The sequence below is a fragment of the Rheinheimera maricola genome (assembly GCF_016918075.2).
Taxonomy (GTDB): Bacteria; Pseudomonadota; Gammaproteobacteria; order Enterobacterales; family Alteromonadaceae; genus Alishewanella; species Alishewanella maricola_A.
In genome coordinates, this window is the sequence record NZ_JAERPS020000006.1 from 37421 (window position 1) to 54269 (window position 16849).

18 protein-coding genes are annotated in these 16849 nt (G+C 50.0%); 4 read left to right on the forward strand and 14 right to left on the reverse strand.

Annotated elements, in window-relative coordinates; genetic code table 11:
• Positions 1-45: 45 nt before the first annotated feature.
• Positions 46-876 (reverse strand): 3'(2'),5'-bisphosphate nucleotidase CysQ, encoded by an 831-nt coding sequence (gene cysQ, locus I4W93_RS15620; RefSeq protein WP_205311728.1) that lies wholly within the window; start codon positions 874-876, stop codon positions 46-48.
• Positions 854-1453, reverse strand: a complete 600-nt coding sequence (nudE, locus tag I4W93_RS15625) for an ADP compounds hydrolase NudE (protein ID WP_205311729.1) — start codon at positions 1451-1453, stop codon at positions 854-856. Before nudE ends, cysQ begins: the two co-directional genes overlap by 23 nt.
• Before the next feature lie 59 nt (positions 1454-1512).
• Between nudE and yrfG the strand changes: the two genes are divergently transcribed.
• Complete coding sequence (gene yrfG / locus I4W93_RS15630) at positions 1513-2193, forward strand: GMP/IMP nucleotidase (RefSeq protein ID WP_205311730.1); 681 nt, start codon at positions 1513-1515, stop codon at positions 2191-2193.
• Here the strand turns inward: yrfG and I4W93_RS15635 are convergent.
• From I4W93_RS15635 to gspC, 12 genes are read right to left on the reverse strand one after another with little or no spacing between them, the layout of a single operon-like run.
• The gene (locus tag I4W93_RS15635) at positions 2190-2933 is read right to left on the reverse strand and encodes a type II secretion system protein N (protein WP_205311731.1); all 744 of its coding nucleotides are present in this window, start codon (positions 2931-2933) and stop codon (positions 2190-2192) included. The two genes, yrfG and I4W93_RS15635, sit on opposite strands and share 4 nt — an antisense overlap.
• 9 nt (positions 2934-2942) lie before the next feature.
• Positions 2943-3410, reverse strand: coding sequence for a type II secretion system protein M (locus I4W93_RS15640; protein ID WP_205311732.1), 468 nt, complete (start codon positions 3408-3410; stop codon positions 2943-2945).
• Positions 3407-4594, reverse strand: a complete 1188-nt coding sequence (gene gspL, locus I4W93_RS15645; RefSeq protein ID WP_205311733.1) for a type II secretion system protein GspL — start codon at positions 4592-4594, stop codon at positions 3407-3409. Before gspL ends, I4W93_RS15640 begins: the two co-directional genes overlap by 4 nt.
• Positions 4591-5580: a type II secretion system minor pseudopilin GspK gene (gspK, locus tag I4W93_RS15650; RefSeq protein ID WP_224673496.1), complete on the reverse strand. Its 990-nt coding sequence runs from the start codon at positions 5578-5580 to the stop codon at positions 4591-4593. Before gspK ends, gspL begins: the two co-directional genes overlap by 4 nt.
• The gene (gene gspJ, locus I4W93_RS15655) at positions 5577-6200 is read right to left on the reverse strand and encodes a type II secretion system minor pseudopilin GspJ (protein WP_205311734.1); all 624 of its coding nucleotides are present in this window, start codon (positions 6198-6200) and stop codon (positions 5577-5579) included. The genes gspK and gspJ overlap by 4 nt, the downstream gene beginning before the upstream one ends.
• Complete coding sequence (gspI, locus tag I4W93_RS15660) at positions 6193-6561, reverse strand: type II secretion system minor pseudopilin GspI (RefSeq protein ID WP_205311735.1); 369 nt, start codon at positions 6559-6561, stop codon at positions 6193-6195. The genes gspJ and gspI overlap by 8 nt, the downstream gene beginning before the upstream one ends.
• Positions 6558-7154, reverse strand: coding sequence for a type II secretion system minor pseudopilin GspH (gspH, locus tag I4W93_RS15665; protein WP_205311736.1), 597 nt, complete (start codon positions 7152-7154; stop codon positions 6558-6560). The genes gspI and gspH overlap by 4 nt, the downstream gene beginning before the upstream one ends.
• Positions 7154-7609 (reverse strand): type II secretion system major pseudopilin GspG, encoded by a 456-nt coding sequence (gene gspG, locus I4W93_RS15670; protein WP_205311737.1) that lies wholly within the window; start codon positions 7607-7609, stop codon positions 7154-7156. Before gspG ends, gspH begins: the two co-directional genes overlap by 1 nt.
• Before the next feature lies 1 nt (position 7610).
• The gene (gene gspF / locus I4W93_RS15675) at positions 7611-8834 is read right to left on the reverse strand and encodes a type II secretion system inner membrane protein GspF (RefSeq protein ID WP_205311738.1); all 1224 of its coding nucleotides are present in this window, start codon (positions 8832-8834) and stop codon (positions 7611-7613) included.
• Positions 8835-10343, reverse strand: a complete 1509-nt coding sequence (gene gspE, locus I4W93_RS15680; protein WP_205311739.1) for a type II secretion system ATPase GspE — start codon at positions 10341-10343, stop codon at positions 8835-8837.
• The gene (gene gspD / locus I4W93_RS15685; protein WP_205311740.1) at positions 10343-12457 is read right to left on the reverse strand and encodes a type II secretion system secretin GspD; all 2115 of its coding nucleotides are present in this window, start codon (positions 12455-12457) and stop codon (positions 10343-10345) included. The genes gspE and gspD overlap by 1 nt, the downstream gene beginning before the upstream one ends.
• 27 nt (positions 12458-12484) lie before the next feature.
• Positions 12485-13444, reverse strand: coding sequence for a type II secretion system protein GspC (gene gspC / locus I4W93_RS15690; RefSeq protein ID WP_205311741.1), 960 nt, complete (start codon positions 13442-13444; stop codon positions 12485-12487).
• Positions 13445-13615: 171 nt separating this feature from the next.
• Between gspC and hslR the strand changes: the two genes are divergently transcribed.
• From hslR to I4W93_RS15705, 3 genes are all read left to right on the forward strand, one after another.
• A complete protein-coding gene (hslR, locus tag I4W93_RS15695) occupies positions 13616-14029 on the forward strand; it encodes a ribosome-associated heat shock protein Hsp15 (RefSeq protein ID WP_205311742.1) in 414 nt (137 codons plus the stop codon).
• A 9-nt stretch (positions 14030-14038) separates the two neighbouring features.
• Positions 14039-14887 (forward strand): Hsp33 family molecular chaperone HslO, encoded by an 849-nt coding sequence (gene hslO, locus I4W93_RS15700; RefSeq protein WP_205311743.1) that lies wholly within the window; start codon positions 14039-14041, stop codon positions 14885-14887.
• A 284-nt stretch (positions 14888-15171) separates the two neighbouring features.
• Positions 15172-16821, forward strand: a complete 1650-nt coding sequence (locus tag I4W93_RS15705) for a methyl-accepting chemotaxis protein (protein ID WP_205311744.1) — start codon at positions 15172-15174, stop codon at positions 16819-16821.
• The last annotated feature ends 28 nt before the right edge of the window (positions 16822-16849 follow it).

Genomic DNA, 16849 nt, shown 5'->3' on the forward strand with positions numbered 1-16849 from the left:
GATAGTTATGAAAAAAGCTGTTGTAGCAGATGAAAGGTTTCAGCGTTAAATGCTAAGGCTACGCTCTGTGCGCCGGGCTTTAATTAATTGTGGCCACGGAATGCTGGCTTGTCCCATCACCATAAAATCCGGATTAGCCAGCGTATCGCGCTGGTTATAGCTTAATGCGAAAAATTCACTGTCCAAAATTTTACCTCCGGCTTCCTCGACAATGACATGTACGGCGCCGGTATCCCACTCACCGGTAGGCCCCAGTCGCAGATAACAATCCGCTTTGCCCTCAGCGACCAGGCAGCTTTTCAGTGAACAACTACCCAAGGCGATATATTCCACCTCGTCTTGGCTTTGCAGCAAATCTACTATCGGCTGTAGCGGTTGACGCCGGCTGATAGCAATTTTTAACCTATCGCCAGGCTGATGATTGTTCACACTGATACGGTTAATTAAATTGCGCTGTTGTTTAAATGCGCCATGGCCACGGCTGGCGTAATACACTACATCTTCTTTCGGCCAATAAATAACCCCCAGCGCTGGCCAGCCATGCTCCACCAACGCAATGCTGACGGCAAAGTCGCCGCTGCGGGCTACAAATTCCTGGGTGCCATCCATCGGGTCAATTAACCAATAACGTGGCCAGTCCTGGCGCTGTGACAACGGCGCCAGGTTTGATTCTTCAGAAATAATCGGGATGGTTGGGGTTAACTCGGACAAGCGGTCGATAATAATACGGTTGGCGGCTAAATCGGCCGAAGTCACGGGGCTGGAGTCTGTTTTTTGTTGCTGTTGAAAATCGCCGCTTTGGTACATATGCCATAACTCTGCACCTGCTTCACGAGCGGCCGATTTTACAGGGTCAAGCAGTCTGCTTAAAAACATCCGGATTCGCTTCCAAATATTGCTGCGCCAATAACAGGGCGGCGACACTTCTGGCTTCGGTAAAATCGGCCTGCTGCAGCAACGCCGCACTGTGCTGCCTCGACCAACGCACTAACTCTAATGGCTCTGGTTCATCGCCTACCAAGCTTTCTGCATATAAATCAAAGGCAAGAACTATATGCATTGTAGCATTAAAATAGCCAGGAGCTAACGCCAACGATTTTAACTGAATAAAACGACCGGCACCAAAACCAATTTCTTCTTTTAACTCTCGGTTTGCCGCGGAAATGATGTCTTCACCCGGATCGATTAAGCCTTTTGGGAAACCTAACTGGTAGTCATGAGTACCGGCGCAATATTCCCGCACCAGAAAAAAATGTTCCGCGTCCGGACAAGCGATAATCATTACGGCACCGCGGCCGCTGCCACGCATGCGCTCGTACGTTCGCAACTCACCATTGCTGAATTTCAGTTCCAGCTGCTCAATTTTAAACAAACGGCTTTGCGCCACAATATCAGCAGATAGAATGTCCGGCTTTTGTTTGCTGCTGTGTTTATCATCCTGCCGCTGCGTCATGCTGCCACCTCTGATACAATCCCAGGCTGCTACTATAAAACGATTAACGGGAAAAACCTATGCTGAACTGGGCTGAAATCGACACCGTGCTACTGGATATGGATGGCACCTTGTTGGACTTGCATTTTGACAATTACTTCTGGTTACAGCATTTACCCAAACGCTGGGCCGAAATTAGCGGCATCAGCCAGAGTGATGCAGAGGCGCAGTTAAAAGCCGAATATGCTGAACTAACCGGTAAACTTGAATGGTATTGCCTGGATTACTGGGGTAAACGGCTGCAACTGCCGATTAACGAGCTTAAACGCGAGGTTATGCATAAAATTGCTATGCGCTCTGATGTGCCGGAATTTCTAACCGCGTTAAAACAAAGCGGCCGTAACATCGTGCTAGTAACCAATGCCCACCCCGACAGCTTGTCATTGAAAATAGAACGCACAGAACTAACAAAGTATATTGATACGCTTATCTCAACGCATGAATTTGGCGTAACAAAAGAAAACTGGGCATTGTGGCAAAAGCTGCAGCAGCGCCTCGGGTTTGACCCGACACGAACACTGTTTGTTGATGACAGCCTGCCTATATTAACCGCAGCGCAGAACTTTGGTATCAGACACTTGCTGGCGGTGGCGAACCCAGACAGCCAGCAACTAAGCCGGCAAATTACTGAGTTCCCAGCTATAACCGACTACAGTGTATTGTTGGATGACATCCGCAACTACGCTGGTGGCAACAACTAAAAACGAATCGGATAACGCCCCTGTGCATCTGCTTTGCCAAGGAACTGCATCGCCTGATGCACTTCTTCTGGCATAGCGTCGTCTGGTTTCAAGGTACCATTGACCAGTAACTGCTCAGCGTTAATCACTGCTTTAATATCCATACCCAGTAAATTATTGCCATCAGTGGTTAGCACTACGGTACCGTTATCACAGCGCAGCTCACCAAACAAATTTTGCAGTTCCAACCAGGTTCCGGTTGGTGTTTGTAGCCTGGCATCTTGCCAACTGGCATTACCCTGCAAGTTACTGCACCAGGGTTGGCCTTGCTCAAATTGTGCAATATCAAGCACCAGCTCACCGCTGGCATCTACCGGCAATGGCAAAGGCAACATGGGTAAAATTTGCGCAACAGGTAACTTTAACAGGCTGTGTTGCAGGGCAGCACCAGCAAAACCGTAACTGGCGTTGCTTTTCAGGTACGGCTGACTCGGCTGCTGGGCACTACCACTTTGCAGCGCAAACTGCAGCTTACCGGTTAACAACTGCCAGCCATTTAAATGCCAGCTCACCGAGCTGAATTGCAGCTGCTGATAGCGCACAGCGCTGACGTCGCCCTGCCATAAGGTGCCAGATATGGCGCCTAGATGCAAAGATGCCGGCAATGGCACCAGTTTTAACCACCAACTGGCCGGCGTACACAACAACATAAACAACAGATAGCTGCTTACCCCAATTATGCTTAACTTGGTCTTGCTCATAGGCCCTGCTTACTCCACTACCATACGTCGCACCCGCACAATGCCGGGCTTTTCTGCGGTAGCAATATCTAAACTTACCAGTTTCACGCCATGCTGATACTGTAGTGCATGGAGCCAGCCCAACAGCCGCTCGAAACTAACATCATCCAGCACCAGTGTTAGCTGGTCGTTAGATGGTTGCATCCGGCTAACACTGATTGCATTGCTGCGAGCACTGTTGCTGATAATTTGCGGCAAACTTTCGTTGCGGCTAACCGCAGGCCCGGCTGCAGAGAGTTGCGGCAACAATTGTTGCAATTGGCTAAGCTGACGCTGAGCCGCCTGCAGCTTTTGCTGCTGTGCGTCACCGGCTTGATGTAGGGGTTGCCATAGCAACCAATAAAACATGCCCACTACCACTACAACTGCAGCACTACCCACCAGACGTTGCTCGCGTTGCTGCAACGAAGCCCACCAGCTTAATAATTGTTGCTTCATACTTTGCCCCGTATCGCGACACTGCCCTGCACCTTCCCAGCGTCATTGCTCAGTGCACCCTGCTCAACGCTAAAGCCAGCTTGCTCCAGTGCAGTTTTTAACTTCTCAAAGCTCTGAAAACCGTCACCCTTAGCCTGAAAGCGCAGTTCGGTGCGCTTGCCATCAAAACGCAGGTTTTCCAGGCTGATATCCGGTACCTTGGCCAACTGCTGCTGCAGACTATGCAATAATGTCAAAAAACCCTGCTCGGCATCGCCGCCAACTGCTGCCAGCTTCTGTTGTAATTGCAAATTAAGATTAACAATGCGTTCATTCGGAAAAGCTTGCAGGTACAGCTCGCGGCTTTGCTGCTGCAATACAGCACTCTGCTGGTTTAACTGCCAATTGTTTAACCCCAGCTGCAGTAAATACAGGACTAAACAAGCAGCGCCCAATATGGCGCTACTGCGCCATAGCTGCAAATTGCGGTTGACCTGACGCTTAGGTTTGTAATCGCCTTGCAGCAAGGTGAAATCATGCAGCTGCAGTTGGCTGGCTAACAATGCCAGAGGCAGCTCAGGCTCTGCCAGCTGATGACTTTGCATTAACTCCTCTGGCCACGGGCTGTAACTGGTTAACATCGGTAATGCGGCCAACTGTAAAAAGTCGCCCCACCAGGGTGCATCCACAGCAGACACTTGCCAGCTTGTTTGTTTTAGCAACCATTGGCCCTGCAGTTGAATACAGGCCGGTAGCTGCTGTTCCGGCAACAATAGGGCATCGGGTAACATGCGGCTAACACTAAAGCCAGCGTCCTGCAACCAGCTTAGCCACTGCTCCAAACGCTCGCGTTGGCATACCGCCACCTGTTGGCTATAGTTGCCATCGTGCTGTATGGTTGCCCCAAGGGCGAGAAACAGCTGCTCAATATCTTCAGCTTGCTCCTCCTCCAGCATATACGGCAACGCCTGTAGCAGTTGCCGATTCGGCTTGGCAGGCAAGTTAACTTGTTTTAGCACCACGTCGGATGCCGGCACCAGCGCAATAACCGGCCGACTACCCAGCCGTTGCGCCAGCTCGGCCAATTGCTCGGCGCCAGATAGCTCGCCACTGGCAATGACATCCTGATTATGGCTGGCCCATACCAGCCAGCTAATGCTCTGATCTGCCCGGCTACCTAGCCGGATCACCAACTGTTCACTCACCCCTGGCCTCCAAATCGCCGAGCCAATATCTTGACCTGATTATTCTCATTTATTTTTAGTATCGACGTTAACACGAAACCACTCTCTAAATACGCTGCTGTCGCCGTTAACTGAAAGCTATCCGATTTTACTGACAGCATGCTTTTCGCCTCGTCCGGCACTGTAATACTGCTAAGTTGAGGTAGCGCAAACAATTCATCCAAGGTGGCAAAACCTTGTTCTGGCCTGTCAGCGATAATATCCTGCGCTGTTTGCTCAGTGAGTTCGGGGATCAGTGCAGCCAATAATATCGCCGTGTCCTGGGTCAATGTATTCACATTCAGCAGCAAGCTATTGTCTTGGGGCACCACGCAAACATAAGGTAGCAAAAGCTGATAATCTGCCGGTGTTATGTCCAGTATGACCCGCAATTCCGACACACTAGCCATCAGGCTGTTAGCACTGTAATACGGAAATTGCAGTGACGCATAATCATCTTCTTCTGCGCTGCCTGCCGCACTGAGTAAACTGTCTTCGTCCAGCCAATCTCCAAGCCGTGCAGTCAGATACTCCGCCGGCATGTTCAGCTGCGGCGCTTTAAGCTCCAAAAAACGCTGAAAGGCTTTTTGCGCCGCACTTTGTTCTACCTTGCCACCGCTTTGCGGCGCGACATTCTCCAGTGCATTTAAATTAAAACAACTGCGCAAGTCGATAATATCGCCGCTGATATTGCCATCATCTACCGGAAAAGTAGCGCCCTGCAGTGCCCAGTCTTGTGACAAATTCACCGTTTCCTGACCAGCCAGCGTGCGCGACAGCAGCACCCGGCTAAATTGCTCAGCGCCCATGGCATACCAGAATGCTTGCTGTTGCTGTTGTATATTTTGTTGCCGCTGTAATTGCAACTGCAACCGGCCAGTCATATTTACGGAGATCACCACCACAATGGCGATGATCATGAGGACAGCAACCAACGCCACACCCCGTTGCGAGCCTGGATACCTCACCCTCTGCCTCCCGCCGCTACTACAGCGTCAGGAAGAATAAAAATGCGTTGCAGGCTACCGAGGCTCTCATCAGTGAGTGTTACCCGTACCGCCCGTGGAAAATTAGCATCCTGCCAGCTTTCCAGCCATTCTTCGCCTTGTAGATAATGCAGTTCGAACCCGGTCAGACCGGTTTGCAGCTTTTGCACTTTCGGTTCTGTACCAGTAACGGCATCTGGATATAAGCTAAATAAGCGCTGCAACGTGCCTTCTTGCAAGCGGTAAGCCACCGTTTGAATTTCACTGCGTGGTAAAATCATCCCCGGATTACGCCAGCCATGGCGGGTAAAGCTGACACCATGACCTTCGCTATCCAACAGAAACTTTTCACCAAATAAACGATACTTTGCCGGCGTCTCGCCGTTAATGCGCACATGCCGCAGACTAATTTGCATAAAATCACGCTCCAGCATCAGCATAGTACGCTGCAATTGTACCAGGCGCTCATTGGCATGTTGTGATAGTTCATCACTTTGCGTTACGCTGCTCAACACGGCAACCGACGCTAGTCCAACAAAAGCAAAAATGGCGGCTGCCAGCAGCATTTCAATAAACGTAAAGCCTTTGTTGTGCTTAACCACTAGGCTTACCTTTATAACTTTGTAGCTGATACAGCACTTCATCCGGGGTTTCAGCCAGGCTGACGCTGATTTTTATCAGGCGTAAATCATCATCCGTTAATTTGCTTAGTTGCTGTTGCCACACCCAGCTACGATTGGCCATCTCCAGCTCACCTTGCTGTTTTTCTTTACCAGGCCACTCTGGCTCAAGCATGGCCAACTGCATTTGATTACTCGCGATATAGCTGGCTATTGTTAAATCGTCTAGCTGACTTAAACTGCGAATATGCGCCGAACTGGCCTGCATAATAGCCATACCGGCGGTGGCAAAAATAGCCATAGCGACCAGCAGTTCAAGTAAGGTAAAGCCGCTGCGTTTCATGGTTTTTCCGTGGTGGCCATGGTTCGGCTTAGCGGAATGGCAAAATCGGTACTGATACTGCTGTACAGTAGAGTCAGATCTGAGCTTTCGGTTAACAACAGTTGGAATGGACTAATCTCACCAGAGGATAAAATAAACACCTGCGGCAACACTGGCACCTCGGTTTCATCATCAGTCTGTTCAGCATCCTCAAGCTGCCAGTCTAGCTGGCTAAGTAAGTTACTGTCTTCACCTGGCAAGCCTTCCAATTCCAGGCTAAGGCTAATATCAGTGGGTAGCTTGTATTGCTGTAAACCCGCTGGTTCCTCAGCCTCTAACCACTTGTTATCTGCAGTGTTGTAATACAAAAATCCGTACCGATCGGCCCGCACATACAGGCCCCATTCCTGCTGCTTTAACATTGCTGTTTCTGCAACAAACTGAAACAACTGCTGAACACGTTCTGCTTCTTTGTCCAGCCGTTCTTCCCGTGATTCGCCGCTGAAATTCATCACTACGGTAGTAGCCAGTAAGCCAATTAACAGCATAACCAGCATCACCTCTACCAGAGTAAAGCCGCGACGATAGCACTGAGTAGGCAGCTGGCGGCACATTAGTTGCTGCTGCTCTCGTTGGCATCCAGATTCCAGTTGCCGATGTCGTCATCACTGCCAGCCGTGCGGTCCGGCCCTTTGCTTAAAATGTCAATCCGGCCCACCTGGCCCGGGCTGACCAGAATATAATCTTCATCCCACGGGTCTTTTGGTAAACGGCGAATAAAGCCACCTTCAGGGAAAGACCGCGGCACTGGCTGCGACGTTGCAGCAGTAACCAATGCCTGCATACCCTGCTCCGTGGTTGGGTAAAAGCCATTACGTAAACGGTACATATCCAATGCACTTTCTAACTGCTGAATATCCACTACCGCCTTTTGTCGTGCGGCTTGCTCCTGGTTGCCAATCAGGTTGGGCACCACCATGCTGGCAATTATGCCCAGGATCACGATAACCACCATCACTTCTAACAGAGTAAAGCCGCGCTGCGGCTTCGCTTTTAATTGCCTTAACATATTAACCACCACCTACCATATTGTTTAACGCTAAAATGGGTTGCAAAATTGCCATTACAATAAATAACACCATGCCTGCCATTACGGCGACCAGTACCGGTTCAAACACTTTTAATGACACGCTGACCAAGGTTTCAAACTCGCGATCCTGGGTGTTGGCCGCGCGCTCCAGCATCGAATCCAGCTGGCCACTTTTTTCACCACTGGCAACCATATGCAGCATCATGGGCGGGAATAACTTGGTCTGTTCCAAGGCGTTACGCAATGAGGTACCTTCCCGTACCCGGGCGGTGGCATCAGTAACAGCTTGCTTCATATAGGTATTGCTTAATACATCGGCGCTAATACGCATTGCCTCTAACAATGGTACTGCCGACGCATTTAGAATACTTAAGGTCCGGGCGAAACGGGCGGTGTTCAACCCCTTGGTCACTTTACCCATAATACGGCTGCGCAACACCAGCGCATCCCAGCGAAAGCGCACTGCAGGCTTCAACAAGGCGCGTTTAAACATGACCAACGCCAGTATGATACCCAACAGCACTAAGATACCGTAGGCCCGCAGAAAATCGCTGGCGCCAATTAAAAACAAGGTTGAACCCGGTAAGCTTTGGCCCATATGTTCAAACTGGCCAACTATTTTCGGTACCACAGCCGCCAGCAAGATAGAAATCACCAATACGGCAAAGCACGTCAGGATAATAGGGTACAGCAGCGCCTGCAGGATTTGGCTGCGCATATGCTGGCGCTGCTCGGTGTAATCAGCCAACCGGTTTAACACCTGGTCTAAATGGCCGGATTTCTCCCCTGCCGCGACCATGGAGCGAAACAAATGGTCAAACACATGCGGAAACTCAGCCAGGCCCTCGGCCAGGCTATAGCCTTCAACAACTTTAGAGCGCACCGCCATCATCATATTTTGCAGCCGCGGTTTATCGCATTGTTCGGCCACTGCCAGCAGAGCACTCTCAATGGGCAACGCGGCTTCAACCAATGTAGCTAACTGTCGGGTAATTAGGGCCAGCTCAGAGGCAGAAATCTTGCGTTTAAACCATTGCTTGCCACTGGCTAACAGCTTTTCTTGCTGCGATGCCAGCTCTACGCTAACCGGGGTGAGCTTTTGCTCACGCAACAGTGACCGGGCATGCCGGGCATTGTCAGCCTCAAGCACGCCCTTGCTGTTTTTGCCTTTGGCATCTATCGCCTGATATTCAAACGCCGGCACTTAGACATCCTCACGCGTAACACGCAGCACTTCTTCCAGCGTGGTTTCGCCGTTTAGTACTTTGCTAAAGCCGTCTGCCCGAATACTCGGGCTATGTTGACGCACATATTTCTCAATCGCTTGCTCACCTTTGCCGTTATGAATAAGCTCTCGAATATGCTCATCTACCAGCAGCAGCTCGTGAATGCCGGTTCGGCCACGATAACCCGTGTGATTACAATGCTCACAGCCGGTGGCGCGATAGATAACTACGCCGTCTTTTTTTGCTGCACCCAACAAGCTGCGTTCTTCTTTATCAGGCTCGTGCGCAGTTTTACAGTGCGGGCATAATGTACGTACCAGCCGTTGCGCCAGCACGCCGAGTAAACTGGATGACAATAAAAAGGCCTCAACACCCATATCTTCTAAGCGGGTTATGGCGCCAGCTGCGGTATTGGTGTGCAAGGTAGACAATACCAAGTGGCCGGTTAAACTGGCCTGCACCGCAATTTGTGCAGTTTCTAAATCACGTATTTCACCCACCATCACCACATCCGGATCCTGGCGCAAGATGGCCCGCAAACCGCGGGCGAAAGTCATATTAACTTTGCTGTTTACCTGCGTTTGACCAATACCTTCCAGCTCATATTCAATTGGATCCTCTACCGTAAGAATATTGCGGTCTTTGGTGTTAATTTCCGTTAGGCCAGCGTACAGCGTGGTACTTTTACCCGAGCCGGTAGGGCCCGTTACTAAAATAATACCGTGAGGTTTTAAAATCAGCTGTGAAAACGCCTGCTGTACCGACAACGTCATGCCGAGGTCAGCCAGGTTCAAGTGGGAATTATTTTTATCCAACAAACGCATCACTACCCGCTCGCCATGGCTAGACGGCATGGTAGACACCCGCACATCTACCGCTCGGCCGGCAATACGCAAACTGATGCGGCCATCCTGTGGTACACGTTTTTCGGCGATATCCAGCCTGGCCATAACTTTAATCCGCGATACCAGTAAGCTGGATAAACGCCGGTTTGGCCGCAATACTTCGCGCAAAATGCCATCGACCCGAAACCGTACGATCAATGCTTTTTCAAAGGTCTCTACATGAATATCTGAGGCGCCCAGTTTAATGGCTTCACCTAGCATGGCATTAATCAGCTTGATAATGGGCGCGTCGTCTTCGTTCTCCAGCAAGTCTTCACTTTCCTGAATATCATCCGCCAGCGAGGCTAAATTCACTTCATTGCCAATATCTTCCATTAGCTGCTGAGCTTCACTGGAGTCACGCTGATAACTGGCCTCCAGCATGGCTTCAAACTCGGTGGCCGATAAGCGCTGCATCTGAAATGGCTCGGCCAGCATGCGGCGTACTTCCAATACCGCTGCCGGCGCAGTGCCGGTGTGGATGTATAACTGCCAGCCGTGTGGTTGTTGCTGCAGCAAGACACCATGGCGTTTAGCAAAACCAAACGGCAGGCGAATGCGACTGCTGGCCGGTTTTACCTGTTCTGCTTCCAGCGCATCCATTAGTCTTGCTTCCCTGCTTTGCTGCTATCCGTTACGGGCTGCTGATTCATGTAATCATCGAATGTCGGCGGTAAAACCAGCGACTCATCCCACTCCGGTAACACCACCTGATTGGTGAATGGCATTAAACGGATACCTTCTTCGTCACGTTTTAGCTGCTCAGCACGTATATAGTTATATTTGGTCTTAGAAATACCAGAAATCTCCGAGCCTTCCCGCACTATGGTCGCTTTAATAAACACCATTAGGTTACGTTTTTTCTTTGAAACGCTGGTCGACTTAAACAAATGCCCCAGAATAGGAATGTCACCTAATAGCGGCACCTTTGACTCACTCTCCTGCACGTCTTCATCAATTAAACCACCCAACACCACAGTCGCGCCGTCATCTGCCATGACGGTGGTTTTAATTTCACGTTTATTAATGGTGATGTCCACCGCAGTAGCGCCGCCGATACTAGACACTTCCTGCTCAATGGTTAGCTGCACCGCGGTGCCTTCGTTAATTTGCGGCGTAACCTTTAGTTTAATACCCACTTCCTGGCGTTGAACCTGCTGAAACGGGTTAGTATTATTGGCGCCGGTGGTTGAACCGGTGATCACCGGTACTTCCTGGCCAACCAGGAAGAAGGCTTCCTGGTTATCCATGGTAGTAATATGTGGCGTTGCCAGTACGTTTGAGTTAGTGCTGGTACGCACGGCCTGTAAAATCGCCGCCCAGTCGCCTTTATAAAAGCCCAGCATAGCGCCGTTCAAACCGCTAAGCACATTTGCCAGCACTGAATAATCGCGGTTAGAATCTGGTGTGTTGGTAGTAACCGGATTCCCGTTACCGTCTATGATGACAGTTGAGGATCCTTTAGTAATTTGCGATGCTACCGCCGCACCACCGGCAACACTAATAATAGGAATTGAATTACCACCAGAAAAATTGGTACCACCACCGTTGGCATTTAGCCATTGCACACCAAAATCGGTACCGTCACCTTCGAATACTTCAACAATAATGGCTTCTACCAGTACCTGGGCGCGACGAATATCCAGCTGGCGCAATACTTCTTCCAGCGAGCGCATCATATCCGGCTGTGCGGTAATCACCAACGAGTTAGTATCTTCATGTGCATCAATACTAATTGCCCGGCCCGGATTTGCCGCACCACGCCCGCCCTGGCCACCGGCCGCAGCTGTACCCTGCACTTCTGCCACTATTGATTCGCTCACGCCTTTTAACACCGGCACCAGCTCTTCAGCTTTGGCATATTTTAAGTAAAACACCCGGGTATTGCCGCTGGTTTGTAATTCGCTGTCTAACCGCTTAGCCAACTCTATTACCCGTTGCCGGGCTTGTAATTCACCACTGACTATCACACTGTTGGTGCGCTCATCAGCCACAATGCGAGGTACCAAAAAGTCGGGCTGCTCGGCCCGGCCCTGGCTTTTGTATATGCTTTCGAGGATCCGCACAATTTCCGGCGCTGAAGCAAACTGCATTTTGACAATTTCCAGCTCCTGGTCGCCAGCTTTGTCTACCCGCTGAATAATATCCACCAAGCGGTTTACCACCGCAGCTGGGCCAGTCATCATAATAACATTGGATGGGTCATAGTTCACCACATGGCCACCGCCAGCCTGGTTGCTAAACTGACGTAACAGTGGGGCCAGCTCGCGTACCGACACATTACGTACCTGTACCACCCGGGTTACCATTTCGTCACCCTGACCTGGCTGTTCGTCGGTTACTACCGGAATATTGCTGGTTTTGGCATCTTTGTTGCGCACTACTTTTAATACGCCGTTGTCCATCTCCACCACAGCAAAGCTATACACTTCCAGCACGTTTAGGAAAAACTGGTAGTACTGTTGCTCGTTCAGCATTTCATAGCTGCGCACATTAATGCGACCACGCACTTGCGGGTCGACAATAATGGTTTTTTTCAGGTTCATACCAACAATATTGATAAACTCGTTAATATCGGTGCCTTTAAAGTTCGGGGAGTACATAACCTCTTCCTGCGCGACTAAAGCGCCACCCGGAACCACAACAGTAAGCGCAGCCGCAACCAGCAAGCTGGCCAGCGAACGGCGGGAGAATAAAGAAAATTGCCCTGATTTCATTATTTTACAACCAGTTAGTTTTAATAATTATTGTGACAGACTGACCAGAATATCCCTGATCTCACCATCGCGTTCTATTTTAATTGCCGCCTCTTTGGCGTCGCGCAATTCGTTAATGGCGCCCATCGCTTGCTGCATATCGGTTAACGCAATGCCATTTATTTCAACTGCCAAATCGTTGGGCTGTAAACCCAACTGGCTAAACAATGCAGGGTCTTTACCCGGCATTAAGCGGTATCCCATTAATTGGCCATTATTGCGATGCGGTGTAACGCGAATATAGTCAAAAAACCGCATTGGCTCAGCTATTATTTGCTCGCGGCTGATGTCCAGCTCTTCGTTAACCTGCAGCGGCCGCATTTCCATCGGCTCTGGCTCTGGCACCGGCGCCATTTCATTGCCATCTTGCTCTGCAACGGGCTCATCAGCACGGCCAAGGCCGGCATTCGCCTGCGCCACACGGGTATATTCAATACCATCCAGCATCAGGGTTTCAAAACGGCCAGCCTGCTGTAACAGCACACGGTCTGACAGCACCTGTTTTAATACCGCATTAGTGCCATCAATCTTATCGTCTACGGCATAGGTTGATTCGATGCCACGGCTTTCAATAATGGCGCTACCTTGGTTGGGATCTGCACCTACGGCTACCAGGCCGGTAAGCTTAACATTGAGCTGCGTTTTAGGCGCTTCCGTTACCACCGGTGCCGGCTCTGTAACCGCCACCGCCGTTGCTTGGCCAAATAAGGCGAAGCTGGTTAACGCTGCCAAACTAACACCAGAAGGTTGCTTGGCTGACTGCGACGACACAGAGTTGCCAGGTGTTAAATTATTGCCTGTTGGCGTAGGTATTAGCTGCCAGCTTAACTGCGCCAGCAACCAAGCCAAAACAATAACCAATAGCAGATTCAGCACTTGCTGTACCCGGTTTAGTGGCACCTTTTGTAGCTGCCCCATTAACTGCTGTGTGTTTAATAACGGCTTCATTGCACACTTCTGCCTAAAAAGAAGAATTTATCTTACCCAGTTGTCTGGCAGGCAACAAGGCCGGCACCAGTTTTCACAAGGTATTAACCATGTTTTTTTAATTGCTGTCACCATTTTGACTGCTTTGGCACTATAATGGCGATCTTAGTTCGACAACCTCAGTTATAAATTATGTCATCAGCAAAAGCTGCTGCGCAGTCTGACAGCCAATCGTTACGTTTAGATAAATGGCTGTGGGCCTGTCGCTTTTATAAAACCCGCGCTCTGGCCAAAGAGATGATCGAAGGCGGTAAAGTACATTATAATGGCCAGCGCTGCAAAGCCAGTAAAACGGTAGAACCCGGTGCAGTGGTAAAATTGCCGCAAGGCACCGACGAAAAAGTCGTGATAATATTGGCATTATCCGATAAACGCCTGGCGGCACCACTGGCACAACAGCTATATGAAGAAACCGCCGACAGCATTGAACAACGGGCAAAACGGGCCGAGCTGAGAAAAACCAACAGCTTGTTTGCACCGCATCCGGACACAAAACCTGACAAAAAAGAGCGGCGTAAGTTGCTTTTATTAAAATCGCAGCAGTAAGAGAACAGCATGAATTCAGATCATTTATTCCGCTTTTTATTTCAGAACCGTAATGTGCGAGGCGAACTGGTGCAATTGGCAGGCAGCCTGGACCAAATGCTGTTGCACCATGACTACCCGCAACCGGTAAAGCAGTTATTAGCTGAACTGGTCGCTGCGACCAGCCTGCTTACTGCAACTTTAAAGCTAGATGGTGACATAGCGGTGCAAATTCAGGGCGACGGCCCGGTCCGTTTTGCCGCTGTGAACGGCACCAACCAGCAGCAGTTTCGCGCTGTAGTGCGGATGCAAGCCGAAATCTCCGGCAGCAGTTTTCGTGAACTAATTGGCGAAGGTTATTTACTGGTCACCATTACGCCGAAACAGGGCGAACGATATCAGGGCATTATTCCATTAAGCGGTGACAGCCTCACCAGCACGCTGGAAGCCTATTTTGCCCAGTCAGAGCAATTACCTACCCGCTTATACCTGTATACCGATATGCAACCTCAGCAATGCCGCGCTGCCGGCTTTATGCTGCAAGTGTTGCCGGTCGACCAACAAAAAGCCAAAGCTGATTTTGACGATTTAGTCATATTAAGCGACACCCTAACGCAGGACGAAATACTCAACTTACCTGCCGAGCAATTACTGTATCGCTTATTTCACCAGGAAGAAGTCGAGCTCTTCCCAGCCCAGCCGGTGAGTTTTGTTTGTGGCTGCTCTAAAGATAAGTGCGCTTCAGCTATTGTTAGCCTTGGCCGTGAGGTAATTAACGAGCACATCGCCGAAGGCAAGCTGGATATCAGCTGCGAATACTGCAACACCAGCTATCACTTTAGCCCGGACGATCTAAACGCGTTGCTGCAAAAAATGTAGTTTGGCAGAGCTGCCGTTATATGGCGGCTCTAACCTTCGTAACATAGCCATTGGCAAGGATGCCGTCGGGCAATCTAATCGCTGCTTAATATCACCGTCCAACACAGCCTGTAATGGTGATAAAAATCAGTTTATTAGCTATGACTACGGTCCGCTCCCAATTTAGATCAATTCATTATATTGATTGTGTTGGGTGATTTATTTCAATAGATCCGATGACCCTTTGTGCCTATAGTGCAGCCCTGAACGCACATGCCGTGCGTTGGCCTTGCGGAGTTAGCTTTATGCAGCAGAGTACAACAATGACCGTCGCTATGCGGCTTGGTTTGGGTTTTGGGGTAATCCTGGTGCTAATGGTCGCGCTAACCTTGTTTGGTGTGCAGCGAGTTAGCCAAATTAATCATACGCTTTCTCAGATCACTGAAGTTAATTCGGTGAAGCAACGCCATGCGATAAATTTTCGCGGTAGTGTGCATGACAGAGCAATAGCCCTGCGCGATGTTACGCTGGTGGCAGATATGTCGGCGCTACCTGCTGTACTGGCTGATATCAACCGTTTGCAGGCGTTCTATCTGGAATCCCGATTGCCGATGGATCAGTTGTTTCAGCGCAGTGCAGATATCAGTTATGAAGAGCAGCAGCTGCTCGACAACATTCATCGTATAGAGCAAGCTGCCCAACCTTTGGCGGCTGAAGTTATTCGCTTGCGCCAGCAAGGACAGCAGCAGGCCGCCCAGCAGCTTTTGTTGCAGAAAATGAGCCCTGCTTTTGTGGGTTGGCTAGCCAGTATCAACGCTTTTATAGATTTTCAGGAGCAAAAAAACCAACAGGCAACGGATTACATACGCGGTGTAGCCGCCGGTTTTGCAGTGTCTATGGTGTTGTTAACCTTGGTAGCTATTTTCATCGGCAGCGCTACCGCGTGGTATATAAGCCGCTACTTCCATCACGCTTTGGGTGGAGAACCCGCGCAAGCAGCACAGATAGTTAGCCAGATAGCAAGTGGCGACCTGACCACACAGATAAAACAAAGCAAACCTAACAGCATGTTAGCGGCTGTAGCGAGTATGCAGCAGCAGTTGCGCCAAACGCTGAAACAGGTCATTGACGGTGCGGCTACTGTTTCTGCGCAATCAAAAGAGCTTGATATAGCATCAAAAGAAGCATTGCGCTCGGCTGAGTTGCAAGCGTCGGCTTCTACAGCCTCTGCCGCCAGTATTGAACAGATGACAGTAAGTTTGCATGAGGTAGCCCGTACTGTGCAATTGACAGAGCAAAACTCTGAAAAAACTGCAGAGCTGTCTGGACAGGGTGCAAAACTGGTTAAGCAAGCCGCAGCTGAAATCGCTGAAGTAGCCAAAACGGTGCAGCAATCAACCGGCCAGATTAGTAGTTTGCAGCAGCGCTCAAAAGAGATTGCCGGCATCGCAGGCGTTATCCGCAGTATTGCAGAACAAACAAACTTGTTGGCGTTGAACGCTGCCATTGAAGCAGCCAGGGCTGGCGAGTCGGGTCGTGGTTTTGCCGTAGTCGCGGATGAAGTAAGGCAACTGGCCGAACGCACCAGCAAAGCCACCACGGAAATCGCCGCTATGATTCAGTTTGTGCAGGACGACACACAGCAGGCTGTGCAAGCGATGGAAACCTCGGCACCACGTGTTAGCCAGGGTTTAACGCTGGCTAATCAGGCTGCGGCTATGTTGGAACAAATCAGATTGCAAGCAGAAGACTCCTTGCACAATGTCCGCGATGTGTCCCGTTCTACCAATGAGCAATCTGCTGCGGTTAGTGAATTGGCCAAGCATGTCGAACAAATTGCAACAATGGCACGAGACACAGCAGTTACCATGCAACAGAACCGTGGTGTGGTGGCAGCGCTACAAAAAATAGCAACGGGCTTAACCAATCAGACTAACCGATTTAAAACAGACTAATAAAGTCAGTATTTACCATAAAGTCAGG

Coding starts and splice junctions, on each gene's coding strand:
- cysQ (WP_205311728.1), bottom strand. CDS start 876: ATGTTTTTAAGCAGACTGCTTGACCCTGTAAAATCGGCCGCTCGTGAA.
- nudE (WP_205311729.1), bottom strand. CDS start 1,453: ATGACGCAGCGGCAGGATGATAAACACAGCAGCAAACAAAAGCCGGAC.
- yrfG (WP_205311730.1), top strand. CDS start 1,513: ATGCTGAACTGGGCTGAAATCGACACCGTGCTACTGGATATGGATGGC.
- I4W93_RS15635 (WP_205311731.1), bottom strand. CDS start 2,933: ATGAGCAAGACCAAGTTAAGCATAATTGGGGTAAGCAGCTATCTGTTG.
- I4W93_RS15640 (WP_205311732.1), bottom strand. CDS start 3,410: ATGAAGCAACAATTATTAAGCTGGTGGGCTTCGTTGCAGCAACGCGAG.
- gspI (WP_205311735.1), bottom strand. CDS start 6,561: ATGAAACGCAGCGGCTTTACCTTACTTGAACTGCTGGTCGCTATGGCT.
- gspH (WP_205311736.1), bottom strand. CDS start 7,154: ATGTGCCGCCAGCTGCCTACTCAGTGCTATCGTCGCGGCTTTACTCTG.
- gspG (WP_205311737.1), bottom strand. CDS start 7,609: ATGTTAAGGCAATTAAAAGCGAAGCCGCAGCGCGGCTTTACTCTGTTA.
- gspE (WP_205311739.1), bottom strand. CDS start 10,343: ATGGATGCGCTGGAAGCAGAACAGGTAAAACCGGCCAGCAGTCGCATT.
- gspD (WP_205311740.1), bottom strand. CDS start 12,457: ATGAAATCAGGGCAATTTTCTTTATTCTCCCGCCGTTCGCTGGCCAGC.
- gspC (WP_205311741.1), bottom strand. CDS start 13,444: ATGAAGCCGTTATTAAACACACAGCAGTTAATGGGGCAGCTACAAAAG.
- hslR (WP_205311742.1), top strand. CDS start 13,616: ATGTCATCAGCAAAAGCTGCTGCGCAGTCTGACAGCCAATCGTTACGT.
- hslO (WP_205311743.1), top strand. CDS start 14,039: ATGAATTCAGATCATTTATTCCGCTTTTTATTTCAGAACCGTAATGTG.
- I4W93_RS15705 (WP_205311744.1), top strand. CDS start 15,172: ATGCAGCAGAGTACAACAATGACCGTCGCTATGCGGCTTGGTTTGGGT.